Annotated in this window: 27 protein-coding genes and 1 riboswitch; of the genes, 6 read left to right on the forward strand and 21 right to left on the reverse strand. The window is 42.3% G+C overall.

What is annotated here, in order from left to right:
- Nucleotides 1–79: 79 nt before the first annotated feature.
- The 17 genes from J5566_RS06410 to J5566_RS06490 form a co-directional block, all read right to left on the reverse strand.
- Nucleotides 80–604, reverse strand: a complete 525-nt coding sequence (locus tag J5566_RS06410; protein WP_208562587.1) for a VanZ family protein — start codon at nt 602–604, stop codon at nt 80–82.
- Nucleotides 601–1713, reverse strand: coding sequence for a 23S rRNA (adenine(2503)-C(2))-methyltransferase RlmN (rlmN, locus tag J5566_RS06415; protein WP_208562588.1), 1113 nt, complete (start codon nt 1711–1713; stop codon nt 601–603). The genes J5566_RS06410 and rlmN overlap by 4 nt, the downstream gene beginning before the upstream one ends.
- A gap of 6 nt (nt 1714–1719) precedes the next feature.
- Complete coding sequence (locus tag J5566_RS06420; RefSeq protein WP_208562589.1) at nt 1720–2400, reverse strand: YutD-like domain-containing protein; 681 nt, start codon at nt 2398–2400, stop codon at nt 1720–1722.
- Nucleotides 2401–2513: 113 nt separating this feature from the next.
- The gene (locus J5566_RS06425; protein ID WP_208562590.1) at nt 2514–3572 is read right to left on the reverse strand and encodes a SepM family pheromone-processing serine protease; all 1059 of its coding nucleotides are present in this window, start codon (nt 3570–3572) and stop codon (nt 2514–2516) included.
- A complete protein-coding gene (gene coaD, locus J5566_RS06430) occupies nt 3569–4048 on the reverse strand; it encodes a pantetheine-phosphate adenylyltransferase (RefSeq protein WP_208562591.1) in 480 nt (159 codons plus the stop codon). The genes J5566_RS06425 and coaD overlap by 4 nt, the downstream gene beginning before the upstream one ends.
- Nucleotides 4038–4577, reverse strand: coding sequence for a 16S rRNA (guanine(966)-N(2))-methyltransferase RsmD (rsmD, locus tag J5566_RS06435; protein ID WP_208562592.1), 540 nt, complete (start codon nt 4575–4577; stop codon nt 4038–4040). The genes coaD and rsmD overlap by 11 nt, the downstream gene beginning before the upstream one ends.
- A 110-nt stretch (nt 4578–4687) precedes the next feature.
- Nucleotides 4688–5482, reverse strand: coding sequence for a hypothetical protein (locus J5566_RS06440; protein WP_208562593.1), 795 nt, complete (start codon nt 5480–5482; stop codon nt 4688–4690).
- 49 nt (nt 5483–5531) lie between these two features.
- Nucleotides 5532–5918 (reverse strand): rhodanese-like domain-containing protein, encoded by a 387-nt coding sequence (locus J5566_RS06445; protein WP_208562594.1) that lies wholly within the window; start codon nt 5916–5918, stop codon nt 5532–5534.
- Nucleotides 5918–6136 (reverse strand): YqgQ family protein, encoded by a 219-nt coding sequence (locus tag J5566_RS06450; RefSeq protein ID WP_208562595.1) that lies wholly within the window; start codon nt 6134–6136, stop codon nt 5918–5920. The genes J5566_RS06445 and J5566_RS06450 overlap by 1 nt, the downstream gene beginning before the upstream one ends.
- A gap of 163 nt (nt 6137–6299) precedes the next feature.
- On the reverse strand, nt 6300–6899 hold the full coding sequence (locus tag J5566_RS06455) for a response regulator transcription factor (protein WP_208562596.1): 600 nt from the start codon (nt 6897–6899) through the stop codon (nt 6300–6302).
- On the reverse strand, nt 6896–7990 hold the full coding sequence (locus J5566_RS06460; protein ID WP_208562597.1) for a sensor histidine kinase: 1095 nt from the start codon (nt 7988–7990) through the stop codon (nt 6896–6898). Before J5566_RS06460 ends, J5566_RS06455 begins: the two co-directional genes overlap by 4 nt.
- Before the next feature lie 8 nt (nt 7991–7998).
- Nucleotides 7999–8730: an ABC transporter permease gene (locus J5566_RS06465; protein ID WP_208562598.1), complete on the reverse strand. Its 732-nt coding sequence runs from the start codon at nt 8728–8730 to the stop codon at nt 7999–8001.
- The gene (locus tag J5566_RS06470; protein WP_208562599.1) at nt 8727–9605 is read right to left on the reverse strand and encodes an ABC transporter ATP-binding protein; all 879 of its coding nucleotides are present in this window, start codon (nt 9603–9605) and stop codon (nt 8727–8729) included. Before J5566_RS06470 ends, J5566_RS06465 begins: the two co-directional genes overlap by 4 nt.
- Before the next feature lie 134 nt (nt 9606–9739).
- Entirely contained in the window at nt 9740–10585 is an 846-nt protein-coding gene (locus J5566_RS06475) for an ATP-grasp domain-containing protein (RefSeq protein WP_208562600.1), read from the reverse strand.
- 4 nt (nt 10586–10589) lie between these two features.
- Nucleotides 10590–11216 (reverse strand): SIMPL domain-containing protein, encoded by a 627-nt coding sequence (locus J5566_RS06480; RefSeq protein WP_208562601.1) that lies wholly within the window; start codon nt 11214–11216, stop codon nt 10590–10592.
- 12 nt (nt 11217–11228) lie between these two features.
- The gene (locus tag J5566_RS06485) at nt 11229–11975 is read right to left on the reverse strand and encodes an ATP-grasp domain-containing protein (protein ID WP_208562602.1); all 747 of its coding nucleotides are present in this window, start codon (nt 11973–11975) and stop codon (nt 11229–11231) included.
- Between the two features lie 62 nt (nt 11976–12037).
- The gene (locus tag J5566_RS06490) at nt 12038–12220 is read right to left on the reverse strand and encodes a CopG family transcriptional regulator (protein WP_172053916.1); all 183 of its coding nucleotides are present in this window, start codon (nt 12218–12220) and stop codon (nt 12038–12040) included.
- Nucleotides 12221–12428: 208 nt separating this feature from the next.
- Between J5566_RS06490 and J5566_RS06495 the strand changes: the two genes are divergently transcribed.
- Nucleotides 12429–12635 carry a CsbD family protein gene (locus tag J5566_RS06495; protein ID WP_172009265.1) on the forward strand — a complete coding sequence of 69 codons (207 nt, stop codon included), beginning with the start codon at nt 12429–12431 and terminating at the stop codon, nt 12633–12635.
- Nucleotides 12636–12910: 275 nt separating this feature from the next.
- Here the strand turns inward: J5566_RS06495 and J5566_RS06500 are convergent, their stop codons facing one another.
- Complete coding sequence (locus J5566_RS06500) at nt 12911–13426, reverse strand: Dps family protein (RefSeq protein ID WP_208562603.1); 516 nt, start codon at nt 13424–13426, stop codon at nt 12911–12913.
- A 156-nt stretch (nt 13427–13582) separates the two neighbouring features.
- On the opposite strand from J5566_RS06500, the gene J5566_RS06505 reads away from it, so the two are divergent.
- The 5 genes from J5566_RS06505 (at nt 13583) to J5566_RS06525 (ending at nt 19041) form a co-directional block, all read left to right on the forward strand.
- Nucleotides 13583–14005 (forward strand): low molecular weight protein-tyrosine-phosphatase, encoded by a 423-nt coding sequence (locus tag J5566_RS06505; protein ID WP_208562604.1) that lies wholly within the window; start codon nt 13583–13585, stop codon nt 14003–14005.
- A gap of 76 nt (nt 14006–14081) precedes the next feature.
- Nucleotides 14082–14504, forward strand: a complete 423-nt coding sequence (locus tag J5566_RS06510) for a hypothetical protein (RefSeq protein WP_208562605.1) — start codon at nt 14082–14084, stop codon at nt 14502–14504.
- On the forward strand, nt 14494–16293 hold the full coding sequence (locus J5566_RS06515) for an acyltransferase family protein (RefSeq protein ID WP_208562606.1): 1800 nt from the start codon (nt 14494–14496) through the stop codon (nt 16291–16293). Before J5566_RS06510 ends, J5566_RS06515 begins: the two co-directional genes overlap by 11 nt.
- A 509-nt stretch (nt 16294–16802) precedes the next feature.
- On the forward strand, nt 16803–17225 hold the full coding sequence (locus tag J5566_RS06520) for a hypothetical protein (protein WP_244228967.1): 423 nt from the start codon (nt 16803–16805) through the stop codon (nt 17223–17225).
- Nucleotides 17215–19041, forward strand: a complete 1827-nt coding sequence (locus tag J5566_RS06525) for an acyltransferase family protein (RefSeq protein ID WP_205031547.1) — start codon at nt 17215–17217, stop codon at nt 19039–19041. The genes J5566_RS06520 and J5566_RS06525 overlap by 11 nt, the downstream gene beginning before the upstream one ends.
- A 119-nt stretch (nt 19042–19160) precedes the next feature.
- On the opposite strand, the gene J5566_RS06530 is transcribed toward J5566_RS06525, so the two are convergent.
- The 3 genes from J5566_RS06530 to J5566_RS06540 all read right to left on the reverse strand — a co-directional run bounded on the left by J5566_RS06530 (nt 19161) and on the right by J5566_RS06540 (nt 21252).
- Nucleotides 19161–19811 (reverse strand): phosphatase PAP2 family protein, encoded by a 651-nt coding sequence (locus J5566_RS06530; protein WP_208562607.1) that lies wholly within the window; start codon nt 19809–19811, stop codon nt 19161–19163.
- A gap of 23 nt (nt 19812–19834) precedes the next feature.
- A complete protein-coding gene (locus J5566_RS06535) occupies nt 19835–20392 on the reverse strand; it encodes an ECF transporter S component (RefSeq protein ID WP_208562608.1) in 558 nt (185 codons plus the stop codon).
- Between the two features lie 47 nt (nt 20393–20439).
- Nucleotides 20440–20654: riboswitch (FMN riboswitch) on the reverse strand.
- Nucleotides 20655–20709: 55 nt separating this feature from the next.
- Nucleotides 20710–21252: a tRNA (cytidine(34)-2'-O)-methyltransferase gene (locus J5566_RS06540; protein WP_208562609.1), complete on the reverse strand. Its 543-nt coding sequence runs from the start codon at nt 21250–21252 to the stop codon at nt 20710–20712.
- Nucleotides 21253–21364 lie beyond the last annotated feature (112 nt).

Genomic DNA, 21364 nt, shown 5'->3' on the forward strand with positions numbered 1-21364 from the left:
CTTCTGATTACAGATGATTATACGCCTTCCATCTGTACTTGTCAAGAAATTTGTTGAAATTTTCTAAAAAATCTGAAAACTAGTCTGTGACACTTCTCTGATAGAACCTGCACCACATCCGATAGGCACCATATGCTAGTACACCTCCTAAGGTATTGGTCCATAGATCATCCACTTCAAACACTCGCCCTGCATCAATGAGTATGTCTAGCAATAGCTGAGTGCACTCAATAAACAAGCTCATAAAAAAACTATACCCTATAACTGCTTTAAGGCTCCGCCATTTTTCAAAAAGGAAAAGGAGAAGTAAAACCAGAGGAAAGAGCAGAAAAATATTGGTGATATTCTGCAAGAATATCCAGCCCAAATCTGCTAGGCTATCTACCTTATCCCCGTTGACGATGCTGTTGAAAGGAGTTGGTAAAAGATAGAGACGGCCAATTTGAATAATTCCTGGAGTCGAGAAATCCTTATACTGAGGGTACCAGGCCTGTGGTAGGAAACAGAGTAAAACAATAGCCAGAGCGTAAGCTCCAGCTAAGCTTTTACAAACTTTTCTTCCTAACCTGGTCACATTGCCGTCAGCTTGGAAGAATGTTTTCATGCCTGAATACCTGCCTTGGCTTTTGCTGCGGCGATGCGTGCACGCGCTTTTTCGCGGTCTTTTTTGAGTGTATTGGAACGCAACTGACCACAAGCAGCATCAATATCAGTACCATGTTCCTGACGAACAACACAGTTGACCCCATTTTTCTTCAATACATCAAAGAAAGCCAAGGTCCGCTCTCTAGTTGATCGGCTATACTGATCGTGCTCGCTTACAGGGTTATATGGAATGAGGTTGATATAAGACAATTTACGGATATTCTTGGTCAAATCAGCCAATTCCTGTGCCTGTTCCACTCCATCGTTCACCTCATTAAGCATGATGTACTCAAAGGTCACTCGGCGGTTGGTTACCTTAATATAGTCTTCGATTGCCTCAAACAAGACTTCGATCGGATAACGTCGGTTAATCCTCATGATGCTAGAGCGAAGGTCATTATTTGGTGCATGAAGGGATACTGCCAAGTTAACTTGAACACCCTCGCGGGCAAAATCACGAATCTTTGGCGCCAAACCAGAGGTGGAAACGGTGATGTGACGGGCACCGATTCCCAAACCCTTATCATCATTGACCACACGCAAGAAGGTCATAACATTATCATAGTTGTCAAGTGGCTCACCGATTCCCATGACAACAATATGACTGACACGCTCGTTCTGATTGCGCTCATCCAGGTATTTTTGTACCAACATAATCTGAGCCACAATCTCACCGCTGGTCAAATCCCGTTGCTTTGGAATCAAACCTGAGGCACAGAAGGTACAGCCGATATTACAACCTACCTGAGTGGTTACACAGACTGACAGACCATAATGCTGGTGCATGAGAACTGTTTCAATCAACATACCATCTGGCAATTCAAACAGGTATTTGATAGTTCCGTCCTTGGACTCCTGAACAATCCGTTGTTTGAGGGGATTGACCACAAAGTTTTCTTCTAATTTTTCAATCAATGACTTGGGCAGGTTGGTCATTTCCGCAAAGGTTTGGACACGGGAACGATAGAGCCATTCCCAGATTTGCGTGGCACGGAATTTTTTCTCCCCATGCTCCAAAGCCCAATCGATTAGTCCTTGTCTTGTTAGGCTATAAATGGATGGTTTCATATTGTCTTACTTTTGTCGAATGACAAATCCTCTCTTGGTTTCTTTTGGCTCTTGACTCGGTTTTTGACCTGGTTTATCCGGTTTTCTGTCCGACTTTTTCTTTCGGCCCTGACTCAATTTTTCTTCGTTTCGAATCGTAAAGGCTGCTTTTTGACCTTGTTTTTTGTTTTCTTGTCTCTTCTGCTCTTGTTTTTTGGAGTCCAGTTTCTTTGACCCCTTGGCTACTTGTTGCTTTTGGATTTGAGACTGCTTTCCAGTAGAGTCTTGCTGGCGAGTTCGGTTGCGAGAACGATTGCGTCGACGACGTACAGGTTTGTCTTCTGGTTCGTCCGGCAATTCTTGTGGCATGGGATTTTCTAATATAAAGTAGGCGCAACCGAAGTTACAAAACTCTGTCAAATAATCATCCAAACGACCAATTTTCTGCTCAGAAGCCACCTTGCGGTCATCCTTGTAAAAACCTTTCAAGCGCAGTTGCTCGTTTCCCCAGTCTCCCACGATGTAGTCAAATTTGAGCATGAGCTGGGAGAAGCGTTGTCCAAATGCAGTTTGGTCAAAGGCTTCCTTGTAGTTTTCCACCAAGTCTAATTGAATCTGCTCTGCAACAACCTTGTCTCCCACTCGGGCGAAGCTTGGTCCTGGAAATTTATTGTAATTGTATAATTCTGGAGAAATTTCTTTCTTCATGTTTCCTCCTCAAAAGTATCTTAACCTTTATATTATAACATGAATTTCATAAATCTTTGCCTTTGGCATTGAATTGGAGAATTTTCAGACAATTCTATGCAAAAAAAGAGCGATTATTCGCTCTTAGTTTTTTCTAAATAATCAATGGCATCTTGAACAGTCGTTACTGGAACAAGCTCGATTGACAAACCTTCCTCTTCAACAACTTCCAAGGCCTCCTCATAGTTGGTTTTGGCATTTGGATTTTCCTTCAAAACAGCTTCATCAATAGGATTATTTGGAACAAAGAAGACTGTTGCACCTGACTTGGCTGCAGAAAGTACCTTTTTATCAGCTCCACCGATATCACCGACGGAACCGTCCTGTTCGATGGTTCCTGTACCTGCAATCACACGGCCACTGCGCAAGGTGGGATCTGCCAACTGCGTATAGATAGACAGGGTAAACATCAAACCAGCACTTGGACCACCGATATTTCCTGTCTGGAAATCAATCGGCACATCACTTGTCACTTCCGTATGGTCTACCAAGGAGATTCCAATCCCATTTTTTCCATTTTCCAGCTTGATGATTTGTCCATCAGCTGTTTGTTCGATACCGTTCGACACATAACCTACGGTCACATCTGATCCCAATTCCAAACTGCTGACATAGTCAATCAATTCTGCTGAACTCTCAAAGGTTTTGCCATTAATACTCACAACCGTGTCTGCAATATTGAGAATCCCTTGGAAGGTCGAATCCTCTGCCAAACCGAGGACATAAACACCAAAGAAGTCCATAGTAACTTCTTTCCCTGCCAAGGTCAAACCTTGATACTTGGCCAAGTTTTGAGAGGTTTCCATATAAAACTGTGCAATGCGATAGTATTCTTCACTATCTGCTCCACCTGTCATTTCTTGCTCAGATTGGATATCAGAGTGACTATCAAATGCTGCAAATAAGAGTTTGATAGCCGTAGCCTGTTGGACGGTCACATAGGTAAAGTTATAGGAGCCATCCTCCTGATCAACTTCCCCATTAACCTGAAGGACAGACCGAACATCCATTGCCCCTCCAGGACTCTCGATATAGTAGGGAAGGGGAAAAAACATGGCAAACCAAATCAACAAGGTTCCCAAGACGATGGAAGTGATTAGCACCCACTTCCTATTTACACTTTTATTTTTCATTTTGAATCTAACTCCTGACTAACTCTCAAGGGGACATAAGGACCAATGTCCTGACCAAACTGTACTAATTCCCGCACTTGACTCGAAGAAACAAATTTTAACTCTGGCTTAGCAATCAGATAGATGGTCTCCAAATCTGGTGCCAGCTGGCGATTATAGAAATCAAAACTAGACTCGTATTCCAAGTCTGTCGCATTTCGCAAACCCCTCACTAGGTGCGTCACTCCAAGACGATGCGCCACATCTACCACCAATTCATTTTTAGCAAGAAAGGCTTCTACCTTGTCCTCTGCTGCAAACAAATCCTCCAAAACAGCCAAACGCTGCTCTGGACTAAGCAAGCCATTCTTGTTGGGATTGGTAAAGATTCCGACATATAGCTTATCAAACAGGCCACTAGCCCGCTCTATCAGGTCCATATGACCCTTGGTAATGGGGTCAAAAGACCCTGTAAACAATCCAATCTTATCTGACATATACTGTTACCTTACTGATTCCGTAGATTTTTTCCTTCCAGATGCCCAGCTCTGCTATTTCCTCCGGAAGAAAGACCGCCTTATCTGTCTCGCAGACCACCATGACGTTTTGGGACAAAAGCTGACGCTGGCACAGCTCGGTAATGTCTGCTACGATGGCCTCTGCTGCATAGGGAGGATCCAAAAAGACCAGGTCGAAGGAACCGCTCAAGTGAGCCAGGGCCTGCTTGGCTTCCATAGCCATGAGCTGAAACTTATTGTCCTCCTTGGTCATGCGAATATTGTCGCGGATAATGGCTTGCGCTCTCCGATCCCGCTCAACCAGAACTGCCGACTCCATGCCGCGAGAAACAGCCTCGATAGACAGACCACCACTGCCTGCGTAGAGATCTAAAACCCGCCCACCGTCAAAATAGGGACCAATCATATTGAACATAGCACCACGCACCTTGTCCGATGTGGGTCTGGTTGTCTTTCCTTCTAAGGTTTTTAAGGGCCTACCGCCATAGTTTCCTGACACAATTCTCATAAAGTCTATTATAGCAAAAATTTGATTAATGTGAGGAAATTGCTCCATTATAGAAAAAAACGATAGCCCTCAAGCTATCGTTTACTTTTTATTATCAGTCCCAAAATCCACTATGGCTGTTCTGTTTCTGCTGCTGGAGCTTCTGGTGTTACTTCAGCTACGGGTTCTGTCGGTGCAACTGGCTGTGCCTCCGCTTCTGCTGCAGGAGTACTTGGCTGGCTCACTTCTGTACTTGGAGCAGTTGCTGTTTCAGCAGGTGGAGTGGTTTGAACCGCAGGTGGGTTACTGGACGTAGAGCTACTGGTTGTAGAACTGCTTGTAACTGAAGTAGAGCTAGATGCTTTACTTGTCGACGCTGTCGTCCGACTGGAAGAATTGACACTAGTCCGTGCTCCAGTTACTTGACTCGGTGTCACAACCTGACTGGACTGGACCGCTTGTTCCTCTGACGAACTTGATGCAGTTGTGCTTTCAGTTTTGTCTTCCTTGGCTTTCTTTTCCTCAGCATATTTTTTCTCTGCCTCAGCCTTAGTTGCTTCTGCCTTTAATTTTGCTTGTTGGAGGGCGGTTGCTTCCTTGGCCATTTCTTGTTTGACCTTGTCTATCCGGTCTTGGAGGGCTGTTTTTTTTGCCTGATCCTCCACCTTTTCAACAGCTGTTTGTGAAGCCTTGAGATTGGTTTCTGAATGACTTGCTTCCAGTTTTTTCACAGCAGCTTCTGCCAACTGCAAGGCAGACTGCACTGGACTGGTCTGGCTTGAAACCTGGGCGGTTGCTCTGCCATCTTCCCTTGTTTCAAGAGTATAAATCAAGAGACCAAATCCCAATAACAAGCCAAAGGTACTGGCAAGTAAAAAGAGTTTGACAACCGGTAAGTTTTTTTTAATTTTTCCCTTCTTCTTCATGTTAACACCACTCTTATCTATTTTTAACACAAACTACTGAAAATTGTAATTACTTAGCAACTTTTGTTTTACCATTCCAGCCATTTAAACCATAGCGGAGAATGAAAATATTGGAAAAGCCTTGTTTTTTCAAATGCAGGGCTGCAGGTGTTACCAATTGACCACGATCATTTTCATAAATCAAAATTGGTTTGTCCTTCCGTAAGGCTGCAGTGCTTTGGCGCAATTGTTGGTAAGGAATATTGCGGGCACCCAAGATGTGTTTTTTCCGAAATTCACCTGGTTCGCGTAGGTCAATCAGCTGACCACCTTGGATTTTTTCAGCAAATTCGCCATTGTCAATGACCGTAGCTGCCTGGCGCAAACGCCAATAGTTGAAGCCCATCCAGCCTCCCAAAATCACAACAAATACTAGCAATGTCCACACTGTTTCCATTACAATTTCTCCTTACTTTTCTCATACTCAACTTCTAAACGGTGCTCTCGTCGCAAGACCATTTCGGCCTCCATGTAATCCAGCCTGTCTAAGACTCCTGCCTGATAGACCCGATTGAGCTCAATCTGCATCATCTCAATGTCATAGAGGCGGTTGCCCATATAGACAATAATTCCGAATCGCTTCAGCAACTGCTGTACATCGTAAAGCCTTTTCATAAGTAGAGTGTAGCAAATTTTCAAGACTTTTTCAAGGGGTTTAATATATGTAATTTTTTTAACAATACATTTTTCGTTTGTTTCTCAAGATTAGCACGTATTTACACATTTTCAACATCAAAAAACCATCTCAAGATAGCTGAGATGGCAATCATAGACCATTTCATAACCAACCCTTTTCCTGTGCCACCTTAACAGCGGCGGTGCGGTTTTCAGCACCCAGCTTGGACAGGATAGAGGTCATGTAGTTGCGGACTGTCCCGTCAGACAGGTGGAGCTGGCAGGCGATTTCCTTATTGGACAGACCCTCTGCCACCAGCTTGAGTAGTTGACTTTCCAAGTTGGTTAAGGGACTGCGTTGGGTTAGGAGAATGTCCATTAACTCTGGTGAATATTCCTTCCGCCCCGCCAAGACCGTTTCAATGGTCCGCATGAGGTCTGCAATGGAGCGTTCCTTGAGCACATAGGCATCCACATCTGCCTTTACCGCCCGCTCGAAATAGCCCGGTCGCTTGAAGGTGGTCATGATGACAACCTTGACAGGCAAGGCTTGCCCCCGCACCCATTCCAAGACATCTAAGCCCGACTTTTCAGGCATTTCTATATCTAGTAGCACCACATCTACTGGCTCTTTTTCCAAAAGAGCAATGGCCTGACTGCCGTTTTCTGCTTGTAAAACAGCCTCAACCGCATTTTGAAAGCCCAAGAGCTGACAGAGGGCGTCCCGCAGCATTGCTTGGTCTTCTGCGACTAAGATTCTCATTCTACCACCTCCTCAAACGGAATTCGGATGGACAGGCGGGTAGGCTTTGCCAGAGAAAGAAATTCCAAGCTCCCTTTCACCGTTACCAACCTGTCCTTTATGGTATGCAATTCCTGACCAGTCAACTGGGCAAAGCCCACACCGTTGTCTTCGTAGTATACAACCAATTCTTGCTGGTCTTTTTCAAACATCAAACGACATTTGCTAGCCTGGCTGTGCTTGAGCAGGTTATTGCCCAACTCTCTCAGCACCATAGCCAGCTTGTTCTGGACGGGCAAGCTGAGCTGCTCTGCTATTTCCCCGCCCAAGACAACTAAGTCCACTCCTGCCAAGTCCAACATCTGCTGTAAAATCTGGAGTTCCTCTGCCACGGTGTGCTGCTTGAGGGACTGGACAATCTGGCGGACCTCCTGCATGGAGTCCTTGGCCAAGGTCTGAAGGGCTGCCACCTCCTTCTTGGCCTGGTCAATCTGGTCGTGGTCTAAAAGTGTCTGGACCAGCTCGGCCTTGACAGACAGCATGGCAAAGACATGACCCAGTGTGTCGTGCAAGTCCTGACCGATACGGTTGCGTTCATTCTCAGCCAGCAGGAGATTGATGGACGCATTCTGCTCCTGTAGACGTTGCTGAAGGGCTTCCCGCTTGATCTCAATCCAGCTGAAAATCAGCAAGGCCAAGCCGAAAAAGTGAATGATGAGGGCAAAGGCTCTCATCTCAAAAGAAACTGGACCAAACAAAGCCCATAGAATAATAACCAGCAACAAAAGCCCGTAGGACACCGTCCGATAGGTCGGTCGATTCTCTTTATAATACCAGCCCAGCATATTGGACAGGTTGAAGATAAAGAGAGAGAATTGCAGATTGCCCCAAAAACTCATGACGGCGATATAGCCAATCAGGTAAAACCAACCCAGCATGGAATAGAGCTTGTGGTCGGTGTAAAAGAGGGAGCAATAGACCAAGGCAAAGAGAATAGTCGCTAGGACAACTGCCGTAGGATTGGGACTATACTGGGCATAGTAAAAGGGAAAATAGAGAAAGACCATGCCCACGAAGAACATGAGTGGTACCTTTCTTTTTTCAAATATCATCTGTCACCTCACTGCTGCTCCGATTTTCTATTCAGTATCAGAGCAATTCCTAAGAAAATTATCGCATAGCCTAGGACAATTAGCAAGGATTTCCAGAGAAAATCTCCCTCTTGTGCATAGGTGGTCACCAGCTGGTTGACATGGTAGCTGGGCATGAGTTTACATATCCGTTGCACCCAGTCTGGAAAGAGGGAAACAGGCATCCAAGAACCACCCATGATAGCCAGAACAAAGTAGAGCAAGTTTGCCACCACCGACATGGTTTGTTCCGACTGAATTTGCACCAAAAGCAAGCCAATAGCTAGAAATACGATAGAGGTTACTAAAAGTAAGAGAGCCGAAATTACCCATTCCTGAGCAGTCATCTCTACTCCCTTGACCAAGCCACCCACCGCAAAGACAATGACATTGGAAGATACAAAGCAGAGCAAGACCCGCACCAGTTTGGACAGGTAGTATTGCCAGAGCGGCAGGGGCGAATGCTGGATAAAGGTCAACCAGCTATTTTTCCTGTCCTCTGCCAGCATCATGGGAAAGGTGAAAAGGGCAAAGCCCGACATGGAAAAACCTGTCATAGTCAGCATGTAGGACTGGATAAAGGCCTTTTGCATGGCTGCATCGTCAAACTGGAGCGTTGATGAGAAAATCAGGAAAAAGATGACAGGCATGCCGATAGATAGGAGAAAAACTCCCAAACTCCTAGATAATTTTAAAGCCTCTACTTGAACCAATGCTTTCATGATTCTTCCTCCCTCGTCTTGTCAAATAGGCTATTGAGCAGGGTTTTGTTCTGAACCTCTAGATCCGAAATCCGACAACCTGCCTCCTGCAAGCTAGCCCAAACCCGCTCAATGTCTCGGGTCTTGAAGCTGACCGTGTCTTGTTTATAGCTGATTTCATTGATTTCAGCCAAGCTCTCCACCGCCGCCGCAAAGGCAATCGGCAAAGTCACTTCTTTTTCTTGCTCCTCACTCCGCATGGCAAATGGCGTGGTATCTCTTAGTAACCTCCCCTGGTGCAAGACCAAAATCCGCTCCGCCGTATGCTCCACTTCCTCGATGTAGTGGCTGGTATAAAAAATAGTCACACCCTGAGCCTTAAGTTCATGGACAATCTCCCAAAAACGCTGACGGGTCGAAGTATCCATGCCCGCCGTCGGCTCGTCCAAGAAAAGCAACTTGGGCTTGCCAATCAGACAGATGACGAAAGCCAAGAGTCGCTTCTGACCACCCGATAGCTTGCCTGCCAGCTGATTTTTTTGTTCTGGGGAAAAGCGGAGCAGGCTGTCGATTTCCACATCTGTCAGACTGGCCTTGTAGATAGCTTGGAAAAAGCGGAGCAATTCCTTGACCTTCAGGTCTGTAGGAATGGCATTTTCTTGTGGTAAGACTGCTACCTTTTCCTTATTCGACTGAGCCTGCGGAGCCAGACCGTCCAACAAAACCTGGCCTTTCGTCGCCCTCCTATCCCCCAACAAACAAGACATGAGGGTCGTCTTTCCAGCCCCGTTTGGACCAATTAAAGCCACACATTCTCCTGACTTGATTTCAAAGGAAATGTTGGACAAAATCGTCCGTCCTTTGATGATTTTTTCTAGCGCTCGTACTTCTATCATCTTTCTACCTCCTACTTCTTGAACATCTTACATAGACAGTATATCTCGAAAATGAAGCCCGAACTAGAAGGCTTTGTCATTAACTCATGTGACAAATGTCATATATAAAAAAGAGCTCGTTTAGTTCGAGCTCTTTATGACATTGATGATAATTTTTTGAAGAAGAGAAAATAATCTTGGTTAAAAGATAGACCTGAAACTTGACCATCTCCAGTTTCTAGTATTTTCCAACTTCCATCTTCTAACCCCGCAAAATCAACAGTATAAAATTGGCTAGGTAAATCCTTGTACCGGTTGATTAAATCTTCGGGCGGGCTAGCGGTTGGACTAGTCTGGTGACTATTTTGGCTAATGGATAAAATGGTTTGATTATAGAAAAATACTCTATACTCATTCGTTTGATCGCCATAATACTTCAAAGGCAGAATCTCTTTTAGACAAAGCCCTCCTGTGAACAAGTTACCTCTGAGATGATAGAAAGTATCAAATAATTGTTCCAATTCTTCCTGACTGATTTCCGAAGAAATTTTAGACGGAATTTGCGAACCTTTTACAGATTTTACATAATCTTTAATCATAAACTCTCTAAAGTGCTTACGAATTTCACTAATTACTGGTTTCCGATTTGCTGGATAGATTAAAGTAGAAGCCGTATCTTGCTCAATTAAAGGATAAACTTTAGGAAATAAATGAAGCGCCTCATACTCTTTTGGTTGTGTTACTAAATCCAATCCATTCTCAGCCAATTGTTCGAAGAAACTTCGATAGTCTTCTGGTTTCATCATCCAGCCTCTATAAATGCACATTTGACGTTTTTCCAACTTCTTGGATAGCTTTAACTTTCCATCCTCAAACCAGGATAAATTATCAAATAGTAAAATTTCGAAATATTCTTTAGCAGCTTCATACTCAGCTTGTAATCCCTCATCAACTTGATTCTTCTGAAAAACATCAGAAGGAAACAAAAGTACTGGTTTCATATTTTTACTCACAATTCCACACAATTTCGACTTCTTTGCTGAGACGCTCTTCTGGTTGTGAGAGTTCTGTGAACGATACCTTTGGACTAGAACTAAATTCCTGTTCGCATTCCATCCAATCAATCCTTTCCAATGGCTCTGAAGAATGCCAAGAATTGTTTTTGACTTCTCTAATTCCTTTCAGAGTTTGGTTAGAATATTGAGCAATTTTTTCCGCTTTTAGCTTGGAATCCAATACTGCCTTTTCTAACAACCTCTCCTCAATTGCCTGAGGATTGCTATAGTAGTAACCAACCATGTATTCTGGATAATAGTCCGATGTCGCCAATAACTGAACAATTCTGTCACACAATTCTAAATTTAATGGAACAGCTATTGAAAAACTTCTTCTGCACTCTCCAACTTCATCATCTAAAAAATTCTGGAAATCAATTTCTTCTTCATGTAAGCGAACGGCCTGCAAATCTCCAAGTAATGTCTTTAAGTCAGCTAATAGCTGCTCTGTATTTTCTCGCAGAACAGCAATTGCTCGTTTAGGACTGTTTTCACGACTATTAATGGTAATCCGAATTTTCATCAAATCCATTTCTACATACTCTATCGCTTTTCCAGTTACAACTATTTTTCCCATTTTTTTTACTCCTTATTTACTCAAATCCAAAAATTCATGTCTAGCAAAGAATGCCTTTGTTAATTCTCTCCATCTTCTTTCGAAAAAGATAGCAGCCTTCAAGGGATTTAGTCCATAATTTCCAACTGCATAGCCATCATTAATTTCAACTATGAGCGTCCGTCCATCTTCGGTCACACCGATGTCCATGACATAGGCAACCGGCGCATTCTGCCAACTAGCAATGGATTGATCAATGATTGTAGCATCGTAGTGATAATGATAGTCCCCTTTATAGGGACGGACATCTAAGACTTGACCTTCAAGAACAAAAACACGCCATTCTCTTTTAAAATCAACTGCCTGACTAATCCAAATTGGATAATCAAACGGCAAACCAATCTCTATTAGATCACTCGTTGAACGAACAACTCTACCAGTAAATTTTTTACTTCCTATCCTTGGTTTTATGAAAACGCCCCAATTTTCCGGATGGTGTACTATTTCCCCCAACTTTCCCTCTCGAATCCACCGCCCATAAAATGAAGACAATTCATTCGGATAGTCCAACTCAGAAACTTCAATCCCCATTTTCTCTAGAAACCATCTCGTTTCATAGATATAATCGATGAGAATATCCTCCTTGTAGAGACGATTAATTTCAGAAGTTTCTTTAAATAAGCGCACCTCTTCACCCCTCATATGATAACCTACTTGTGCATTGAATTTATTCATAGAGGTCTCCTCTAAAAATGTTCCCTCTCGAATATAAACAACCATTTTCTACCTCCATTCAAACACTAGTGCAACACTTTTCGCAAAAAATAGATAGGGATGACTCCCTATTTTTGTAAACTTCCCATGATATCGTCAAAAGTATCAACTGTATTTAATAGCAGTTCGACAATTTGTGACTTCGTAAGACGCAAACCTCTTCGATCCCTTGCATCTTCAATTAAATGCTCCAAATGTTCTAAATTCTTATCATCCAAGCTAATCATGATACGGTTTTTATCTGTTGCCATAGTATCCAGTCTATATTTTTTTCTTTATTTTATCACAAGTGTTACACCTGTGCAAGACATTTTTTAACATTTTTATTGATTTTTTCTTCTTCAAGCAAATCGCTTGCCTTTTTCAGCATATTACTTTAGTATAGATATATCAACATGTTCTACTAGGTAGGATGACTCGGTGGCTATCCACCCTTGACTCAGTGAAAAGAGGTTTCTTATGTCAGAAGATAAATTGAATGCAAAACTTGACCAGTTGACAGGTTCTGTCAAAGAAGGTTTTGGAAAACTAACAGGCGATAAAGGTCTTGAAGTCGAAGGACTTGTGGAAAAAGGCCTAGGCAAGGCTAAAGAATTAGTCGAAGATGCCAAAGATGGCATTGAAGGTGCTGTTGACGGCATCAAAAAAGCTTTCGATAAGGAATAAGCACAAGGTTATGGAAAAAGCCTTGTGTCACTGAACCACACCCCAAAAGGTAGATAGAAAAATCTAACTTCTGGGGTGTTATTTTTGTTCAGTCAAAATCTATTTCGCTCACTATTTAATCATGATATATTCGCGTCAAGGCATGATCACTTTCAACTTGCTACACTCTTCATTAGTATCTTGCTTTACATGGGTTTTCCACCCTGTCTAATTGCAAATTCATTCGACTATCGTCTATGCAGCAAAAAAAGAGTCCTACTGGACCCTTCATCTATTTACAATTTCGGAGCTTGTCCTAGTTCTGCCTGCAACATCCAAATATGTTTTTCAATACTAGCCTTAGCCACATTGAAAATGTCGTTGGTTACGCTGTCACCTTCTTCGTCACTGACATCAAATCCCTTTTGGAAAAGAGCAGCCAGATAGCGGAACACCTCTACCACACGCGCCAATTGCTCTTCAATCGTTTTATTGTAGTCACCAGGAACTTCCTTGAGCTGGCTATTTTCACTAAATTCATTAAGAGTAGAAAATGGTGCCCCACCTAAGGTGATTAAACGTTCACTCATCTCATCCAAATAGCCATCAATTTCTTCCATATATTCATCCATCTTTGGATGCCAAATCATAAAGCCACGACCACGCATATACCAATGGACTTGATGGAGGATAGAATGGGCTACTGATAGATCTGCTACTGCTTGATTCAAAACAGCCTTAGAATCAGCCAATGATTGACGTGGGCTGAAGGAAGCAATTTCTGCTGGTGTTTGGAAATACTTTTGTTTCATAGTGTTCACCTTTTTGTTTTTATTTATAACTATTATAAATAAAAACATCATAAAAATCAAGAAATATACCTTATATTAGAAAAGTTCTAATTTTGTAACATATCTAAGAGAGTTACACCACATAAATGATATAATAAAAGAAAAAAGGAGTTCTATATGAAAAAAATTGTCTTTGTTTGCTTAGGTAATATCTGCCGTAGCCCCATGGCAGAATTTGTCATGAAATCAATTACAGACCAGCATTACATCGAAAGTCGTGCTACATCTTCTTGGGAACATGGCAACCCGATTCATGCTGGGACTCAGACTATTTTCAAGAATCACCAGATTCCCTACGATCGTCATAAAACTTCTCAACAAATTTCAGCAAGTGATTTTGAAGTATTTGACTACATTATCGCTATGGATGACAAAAATCTACGAGATTTACGAGGAATGGCACCTGCCCAATTCAGAGACAAGATTGTACCATTTGCTAGCCAACCGATTCCAGACCCTTGGTACACAGGAGACTTTAATCAGACCTATCAATTGATTACCCAAGGCTGCCGTGACTGGCAGGAAAAACTGTCAAAATAGTTTGTAATAATTTTGTAATATTTTTAAAAAAATGCTACACTTAGTATGTAGCAATTTTTTGTAAAGGAACGAGAATATGGATCGTATGAGTCAAATCGGTCAACGTTTGTTAGACCTCAAACACTACCTCACCCGTCGAAATATTGAACTAGCTGCAGTTGTACTCATTCTCATCTGTGCACTGTCAGTTTTCACCAGTCGCATACCTTCTGACGGCGCACTCAAGCTAAACAATGGCAGTTTAATCTACTCTGGTCAAGTCGTAGCTGGAAAAATGAATGGTTTTGGAAAATTATCCTATAAAAACGGCGACACCTATTCTGGCGAATTTAAAAATGGTGTCTTTAGTGGTCAAGGAACTTATACTGCTGCAGCCGGTTGGACCTATGAGGGGCAGTTTAAAAACGGCGTTGCAGATGGAAAAGGAAAATTGACAACGGAAACCAATGCGGTTTACGAAGGAACATTCAAACAGGGGATCTATCAAAATGCGAATTAAATGGTTATCACTTATACGAACAATCGGTTTTCTCCTGGTACTCTTGTACCACTTCTTTAAACAGATTTTTCCTGGTGGTTTTATCGGGGTCGACCTTTTTTTCACTCTCTCAGGATTTTTAACAACCGCCCTACTGATTGATGAATTCCAAGCCAAGGGGAAAATTGATTTGTTCGGATTTTTCCACAGACGTTTCTATCGCATTTTCCCACCGCTTGTGCTGATGATTCTCCTCACACTTCCCTTAGCCTTATTGGTCCGAAATGATTTCATCTCTTCAGTTGGTTTGCAGGTCTCGGCTGCACTCGGATTCATGACCAACTTCTTTGAAATCTTGGCTGGTGGTAGTTACGAAAACCAATTCAGTCCTCACTTGTTTGTCCATACATGGACTCTGGCTATTGAGGTGCAATTTTATTTGATTTGGGTTCTTGCTGTTTTTGGAATGACCAAAATTTCAAAATCAAGCGGTCAATTACGAGGAACTATTTTCCTGACATCCAGTGCCCTCTTCCTCCTGAGTTTCCTGGGCATGTTCATTTCAAGCTTTTTTGTTAGCAACTTTTCAAGCATTTATTATTCAACCTTTACCCATATCTTCCCCTTCTTTTTGGGAAGCATCCTAGCGACCATGACTGGCGTTAAAAATACAACTCGAGCCTTTGAAAAAATGGTTGAAAAACTGGATGTACGTAAGACAATCGCTCTCTTTGCTGGGGGCTTGGTGATGGAAATACTCCTTCTTTTCTTCTTGAAGTTTGACAGTATTTTGACCTATACTATCGGTTTCCTCTTATCCAGTCTAGCAACAGCAAGTATGATTTATGCTGCTCGTGTCTTACATGAAAAAGCGCCAAATGTGGAAGAACCAGCTCTCCTTGGCTACTTCTCTTCCATTTCTTATGGTATCTACCTATTCCACTGGCCTTTGTTCGTCATCTTCTCTCAACTCTTCCAGCTGGCCATTTCAGTCCCTCTGACTCTGGTCTTCTCCATTATCTTCGCTAGCCTTTCCTTCTATGTGATTGAGCCAAATCTACAAGGAAAGAAAGGAAACCTGTTGGGCTTAGATATCGACTTTGCAAGCTATTCAAAATGGCTTTATTCACTGGCTGGGCTCCTAACTCTTGCCTGCCTTGGAATCAGCCTCTTTGCTCCAAAACTTGGTGGATTTGAAAAAGAGTCTCTTGCTAGCAATCTCGTTCAGGCTCAGACACAAATGGCTACCACACGTGCTGCCGCTGAAAATGCCCAGGCTACCAACTATAATGTCCAGACCGGGGTAACCATCTTTGGCGATTCTGTCACTGTTCGAGCAAGTACAGCCATTCAAGAAGTCCTTTCCGATGCAGTCATTGACGGTACAGTTAGCCGCCACCTAACAGAAGCGAAAAACCTCATTGAACTTTATAAGAAAAACAATACCCTTAAAGAGACAGTCATTATCTCTCTGGGAACCAATACCAGCGATAATTATCAAGAACTCTTAGATGATTTAGTTGCAAACTTTCCCAAAGGTCACCGCCTGATTTTCGTAACACCATACGACGGAAATTTTTCACAGGACACTTCCTTGGCCTACCAAACTGGTAAATATGAAAAAGAACTGGCAAAAGAAAATGACTTTATTTCCATTGCAGATTGGTATCAAGTCGCCGTTGCAAATCCTGCTATTTGGGTAGGTAGCGACCTGGTTCACTTCAACCTCGAAACCAACGGTGCAGAGCTCTTTGCAACAACCATTCAAGATGCTGTTGACGCAGCTGCAGATGGCCCTGTTAAAGAATAGACCGTCAAACGCGACTGACAGAGCCTCATCATTTCGCAAAAATAGCCTACCATTCCAAAAGATAGAATGCCCAGGGATTAACATTTTTAGTAAGTTAATCCCTGGGCATTTTTTCGATATGTCCTCTATCCTAATCCCGATTGTCTCATAAAGAGTAAACCCTGGTCTTTCAGTACAAGTCAATACTCTATAGGCAAGTAAGAAAAAATACGACCAAACAAAATAAATGTTCATCCACAAGTTCTCAGATTTCACCTTATCGGGACAAAAATAGACTAGTACCAAACTTGAATGGTGTGAACTGAGCTCTGACTCTTACTTTAAAATATCCCACAAATTGTGAGAAGAAGCTGTCATTCTACTAGAATATTCACATAAGCTCCCCTATCTTGCCCAGTATCTGCTCACTATCCCAGAGTCAAAAGGATTCATTTTATTATTACTTTTATAAATGACTAAACTATGCTATAATATAGTATAATATAACAAGAGTTACTGGAGGTAGCTTCATGTTCCGTAATAAAAAAATGTTTCACATAAACTCAAACTTTTCGCGTTCCCTCTCCAGAAAAACTGGAGAAAAGCTAATCTTCCTAGCTATTCTCTGTTGTGCCGCTACAGTATTCTATCATCGCATACCTTCTCAGCAAACCCTTCATTTTGATGATGGTGCCATTTCTTACAAAGGCTATGTTCTCTCCAATAAAATGTCTGGAGTGGGAAGTTTAACATTTGAAAACGGTGACCGTTATGAAGGGGAGTTTAAAAATGGGATATTCCATGGCAAAGGAACCTTTACCGCAGCTTCAGGCTGGACTTATATAGGGAATTTTGAGAATGGACTAGCTCACGGACAGGGAAAATTAACAACCGAGTCAAAAACAGTATATGAAGGAACATTCAAACAGGGGATCTACCAACATGAGAATTAAATGGCTATCAATTATCCGCGTTATCGGCCTGATATTTGTATTACTTTATCACTTCTTTATCAAATATTTTCCGGGTGGCTTCTTAGGGGTTGATTTATTTTTTACTCTATCAGGCTACCTTACAACAGCTATTTTTATAGATGAATACGGCAAAAAAAATAGCATCAATCTCCACCATTTTTCGACTAGGAGACTCTACCGTATTCTCCCACCGCTCGTCCTATGTCTTATCATCACTACTCCACTAGCTCTCTTCATCAGAGATGACTTTCTCGCTAGAATTGGCCAACAAATTACTGCAGCCCTCGGCTTCATGACAAACATATATGAAATATTGGCTGGTGGTGGCTACGAAAACCAATTCACCCCTCATCTCTTTCTACATACATGGAGCCTAGCCCTAGAGGTCCATTACTATGTACTGTGGGGAATAATCGTTTGGATACTTTCTCGTATCGCGAAAACAATCGGACAGCTACGAGGGTTGATTTTTTTGACTGCTGGTACCCTTTTCCTCCTCACATTTCTTACCATGTCCATCACTAGTTTCTTTGTGACCAGTTATTCAACCATTTATTTTGCAACGTGGACCCATATTTTTCCCTTCTTCCTAGGGAGCCTACTTGCTCCTATTGCTGGTATGCATTGCACAACAGTCGCTTTTCAACGTATCTGTCAGAATTGGACCTTCCCTAAAGCTATCCGACTTTTTGCAGTAGGTCTATCAGTTGAATTACTTCTTCTGTTTACCTTTAAATTTGATAGTATATGGACCTATCTTTTTGGTTTCCTGCTCTCTAGTATCGCTACTCTCATCATGATTTATGCCGCTAGGATACTACACGAAAAAACACCTACTATTCAAGAACCAGCCTTTCTATCCTATCTAGCAAATATTTCCTACAACCTGTACCTCTTCCATTGGCCTCTCTATATCATCTTCTCTCAACTATTGGATAATACTCTTGCAAGCACCCTAACATTGGTACTATCCATCATACTATCCAGCCTGTCCTTCTACCTCATCGAACCAATGATTACTGGCAACAATCCGGCTCTGAAACACCGTTTTATCCATTTTCAAACCTATTCTAAATCGATTGTTAAAATCGGTACTGTTCTGGCCATTCCCACGATTCTTGTCTGTTTACTATCACCAAAATTAGGAAAACTTGAGCAGCAACTGTTAATAGATGGCCTCCACCAGGCGGATGCACGGATGATACAGACAAAGACCCTTGCCGAAAGAGGAAAAGCTTCTAGTTATGAAGTGGTCAAAGGGATAATGGTTATCGGTGATTCCGTAACCCTACATGCTACTGAGCAAATCAAAACCATTTTACCCGATGCTCTTGTAGATGCTCAAGGAAGCCGCAATACAACCCAAGCTTTTGAAATCCTAAAAACCAACATTGAAAGCGGCACACTAGTTGAAAATGTTGTCATCGCTACAGGAACCAATATTGTTTACAACTATGAGGAAGAAATCAATAACATCATTGACATCCTCCCCAATGGTTACCGTCTCATTTTCGTTACTCCTTATGACGGTAACTACCAACAGTATGACAATCCAATTGCCGAAAAACATGCACAGTATCTAAAAAGTCTAGTCAAAAAATATAACTTTATAACCATTGCAGACTGGAATACCGTCGCAAAAGAAAATCCCCAACTATGGGTTGGAACTGATAATATTCATTTTGGAGGGACCAGTACGACTCGTTTAGAAGGGGCAACATTGTTTGCTCAAACGATTAGCGATGCTCTTAAAAAGGCTGCTAACTCACCTGTAAAAAATATTGTCAAAAATTAATACCGACTAAACTCCATAAATAAATAAAAAACGCATAAAATCAACCGCTAAGAGGGATTTTATGCGTTTTTTATTTACATCAACTCTCTATTTTTATTGCCAAGGGAGCATATGCAGTCTTATTTTTGTTTGCTTTGGAAACGCCATTCAAAGCGTTTTTGATCATAGTATGGAAACATTGCTAGAAGCAAGGTCGCTGCCAAGAGCCAACCACCGATTATATCCGTCGGATAATGCACGCCAATGTAAATGCGCGATACAGCAACCAAGACAGCTAAAATCAACAAGCTAGCTTGAAGCAAGCGTTTGGATAGGCTAGATTTCATGCGTTGGTTGATAATAATCACCACCGCACCAGCAATCATCATGGTCGAAGCGGTATGCCAGCTTGGGAAAGAATAGCCAATGGTATCAATCAACCATTCGATACTAGGACGCGGACGTTGGTAGACGTATTTCAGGGCTGTTGACGCTACCCCCATAGCCGCAAAACTAGCAAGAATAAAATATGCTTCTGCTTTCCACTGCTTTTTGTAGAAGAAAAATGCCAGGGCCAAGCAGATCGCCAGGATGACAACCGTATTTCCCAGAACCGTAATTGAGGTCCAAAAGCTTGTCGCTGCAGACGGCAAGTTGCCACGAACAGCTGTTTGAATGGCTGTATCGAAGGCTGTCAGACTGGCTGGGTAAAACTTGGCCACATAGCCAAGGATAACAAAGGCAAGGGCTGAAAATGAAGCGTTTGTTAGATAAGTTCGTTTATTTTTCATGTCCTTAGAATAACAGGAAAACCTTAAACTTTCTTTAGAATTGGGCCTGCTGCTCGATAAAAAATATAAAAAGTCAGCGAGAAAAGGATTCCCTGCAGGAGATTAAAGGGTGCTACCATGTAAAATAGGTAGTTTTGGATACCCAAGATGGCCTCAATATCAAAATTAGCAAAAGTAGCATAAACTGGAATAGCGTAGAAATAGTTGAGAACCAACATTCCTGCGGTCAACCCCAAGGTGCCAACTGTTGAAGCCAGTAGATAAGATTTCCAGCTGGGATTTTTCCACCAGATGAAAGCCAAAGCCAACACAAAGATAGCCAAAGCCACAATGTTCATGGGCATTCCAATCAAGGTGGACGGCCCTGCATTGTTAAAGATGACCTTCAAAACCGATCGAATGATTAAAATCCAAAAGGCTGATTTCAAATCCAAGATAAGCAATCCAACCAAAATAGGTAGGATCGAAAAGTCAATTTCCAAAAATGATGCCGTTGGAATCAAGGGAAATTTTAAGTACATGAGCAGAAAAGAAACTGCTGAAAGAATGGCGATGGTCGCCATTTTACGTGTGTTTGTCATCGGTTCCTCCAATTTGTAACAAATTAGAGAAGCTTGAGGGGCATCCCTCTCGTCTTCTCCCATCCAGACTCTACTGTCGGTTGTGGAATTACACCACATCAGCTTTCGCTCGCAGACTTTCAATGGGCTATTTTGCTATAAAATTTTGTTAGCTCAACTCACATACCATCGGTATTGTCTCTGATTCGCTAACTCGTCTTAAAGATAATTCGCCTACTTGTTCACTGCCGGTCGGGAATTTCACCCTGCCCTGAAGACTCATTTATCATAACAAAAAAAACCTGCATTCGCAAGGTTTTGCATTTAAAGGCAAAAATTTACTTTAGTTTATCGGTTTCATAGGTATGGACCAACTCCAAGCCAGCAAATTCTTGTTGCCGTAATGCTTCGTAAACAATCATGCATACAGCATTTGAGACATTTAGGCTGCGAACGTGCTCATCATTCATAGGAATGCGAATGGCTTTTTCCGGATGCCTTCTCATAAACTCTTCTGGTAGGCCAGTATCCTCTCGACCAAAGACAAAATAATGAGTCTGATCTGAAAAATAGGCCTTATCCGAATAGGTTTGGTCCGCAAACTTTGTCACCAAGTGCACCTGTCCCTGCTCTGCTTTTTCCATAAACTCATCCAAACTATCGTAAAAACGCACATCTAGCTTGTCCCAGTAGTCCAAGCCTGCCCGCTTCATCTTGCGGTCGTCAATGGGAAATCCCATTGGCTTGATGATATGGAGGGGGCTGTTGGTTGCAGCACAGGTTCGAGCAATGTTGCCTGTATTTTGGGGAATTTGGGGTTGGAAAAGAACCACATGGTTGCGGGCTGCTCCTTCTGTGTGAGCCAGGTCTTCGATATTCATAGCTTCTCCTCATTCTGTTGGCAAAAAAAATGCCACACTGCCCGGAGTCATGCTCAGCAAACAGTATGGTGAATGGTGATTCATTCACTTAACTCACAACAGGTTTGAGGTA

This window comes from Streptococcus suis (genome assembly GCF_017601095.1).
Taxonomy (GTDB): Bacteria; Bacillota; Bacilli; order Lactobacillales; family Streptococcaceae; genus Streptococcus; species Streptococcus suis_Z.

What these genes read in the sequence shown, in the direction of transcription:
- J5566_RS06410 (WP_208562587.1), bottom strand. Translation starts at nt 604, where the DNA reads ATGAAAACATTCTTCCAAGCTGACGGCAATGTGACCAGGTTAGGAAGA.
- rlmN (WP_208562588.1), bottom strand. Translation starts at nt 1,713, where the DNA reads ATGAAACCATCCATTTATAGCCTAACAAGACAAGGACTAATCGATTGG.
- J5566_RS06420 (WP_208562589.1), bottom strand. Translation starts at nt 2,400, where the DNA reads ATGAAGAAAGAAATTTCTCCAGAATTATACAATTACAATAAATTTCCA.
- J5566_RS06425 (WP_208562590.1), bottom strand. Translation starts at nt 3,572, where the DNA reads ATGAAAAATAAAAGTGTAAATAGGAAGTGGGTGCTAATCACTTCCATC.
- coaD (WP_208562591.1), bottom strand. Translation starts at nt 4,048, where the DNA reads ATGTCAGATAAGATTGGATTGTTTACAGGGTCTTTTGACCCCATTACC.
- rsmD (WP_208562592.1), bottom strand. Translation starts at nt 4,577, where the DNA reads ATGAGAATTGTGTCAGGAAACTATGGCGGTAGGCCCTTAAAAACCTTA.
- J5566_RS06440 (WP_208562593.1), bottom strand. Translation starts at nt 5,482, where the DNA reads ATGAAGAAGAAGGGAAAAATTAAAAAAAACTTACCGGTTGTCAAACTC.
- J5566_RS06445 (WP_208562594.1), bottom strand. Translation starts at nt 5,918, where the DNA reads ATGGAAACAGTGTGGACATTGCTAGTATTTGTTGTGATTTTGGGAGGC.
- J5566_RS06450 (WP_208562595.1), bottom strand. Translation starts at nt 6,136, where the DNA reads ATGAAAAGGCTTTACGATGTACAGCAGTTGCTGAAGCGATTCGGAATT.
- J5566_RS06455 (WP_208562596.1), bottom strand. Translation starts at nt 6,899, where the DNA reads ATGAGAATCTTAGTCGCAGAAGACCAAGCAATGCTGCGGGACGCCCTC.
- J5566_RS06460 (WP_208562597.1), bottom strand. Translation starts at nt 7,990, where the DNA reads ATGATATTTGAAAAAAGAAAGGTACCACTCATGTTCTTCGTGGGCATG.
- J5566_RS06465 (WP_208562598.1), bottom strand. Translation starts at nt 8,730, where the DNA reads ATGAAAGCATTGGTTCAAGTAGAGGCTTTAAAATTATCTAGGAGTTTG.
- J5566_RS06470 (WP_208562599.1), bottom strand. Translation starts at nt 9,605, where the DNA reads ATGATAGAAGTACGAGCGCTAGAAAAAATCATCAAAGGACGGACGATT.
- J5566_RS06475 (WP_208562600.1), bottom strand. Translation starts at nt 10,585, where the DNA reads ATGAAACCAGTACTTTTGTTTCCTTCTGATGTTTTTCAGAAGAATCAA.
- J5566_RS06480 (WP_208562601.1), bottom strand. Translation starts at nt 11,216, where the DNA reads ATGGGAAAAATAGTTGTAACTGGAAAAGCGATAGAGTATGTAGAAATG.
- J5566_RS06485 (WP_208562602.1), bottom strand. Translation starts at nt 11,975, where the DNA reads ATGGTTGTTTATATTCGAGAGGGAACATTTTTAGAGGAGACCTCTATG.
- J5566_RS06490 (WP_172053916.1), bottom strand. Translation starts at nt 12,220, where the DNA reads ATGGCAACAGATAAAAACCGTATCATGATTAGCTTGGATGATAAGAAT.
- J5566_RS06495 (WP_172009265.1), top strand. Translation starts at nt 12,429, where the DNA reads ATGTCAGAAGATAAATTGAATGCAAAACTTGACCAGTTGACAGGTTCT.
- J5566_RS06500 (WP_208562603.1), bottom strand. Translation starts at nt 13,426, where the DNA reads ATGAAACAAAAGTATTTCCAAACACCAGCAGAAATTGCTTCCTTCAGC.
- J5566_RS06505 (WP_208562604.1), top strand. Translation starts at nt 13,583, where the DNA reads ATGAAAAAAATTGTCTTTGTTTGCTTAGGTAATATCTGCCGTAGCCCC.
- J5566_RS06510 (WP_208562605.1), top strand. Translation starts at nt 14,082, where the DNA reads ATGGATCGTATGAGTCAAATCGGTCAACGTTTGTTAGACCTCAAACAC.
- J5566_RS06515 (WP_208562606.1), top strand. Translation starts at nt 14,494, where the DNA reads ATGCGAATTAAATGGTTATCACTTATACGAACAATCGGTTTTCTCCTG.
- J5566_RS06520 (WP_244228967.1), top strand. Translation starts at nt 16,803, where the DNA reads ATGTTCCGTAATAAAAAAATGTTTCACATAAACTCAAACTTTTCGCGT.
- J5566_RS06525 (WP_205031547.1), top strand. Translation starts at nt 17,215, where the DNA reads ATGAGAATTAAATGGCTATCAATTATCCGCGTTATCGGCCTGATATTT.
- J5566_RS06530 (WP_208562607.1), bottom strand. Translation starts at nt 19,811, where the DNA reads ATGAAAAATAAACGAACTTATCTAACAAACGCTTCATTTTCAGCCCTT.
- J5566_RS06535 (WP_208562608.1), bottom strand. Translation starts at nt 20,392, where the DNA reads ATGACAAACACACGTAAAATGGCGACCATCGCCATTCTTTCAGCAGTT.
- J5566_RS06540 (WP_208562609.1), bottom strand. Translation starts at nt 21,252, where the DNA reads ATGAATATCGAAGACCTGGCTCACACAGAAGGAGCAGCCCGCAACCAT.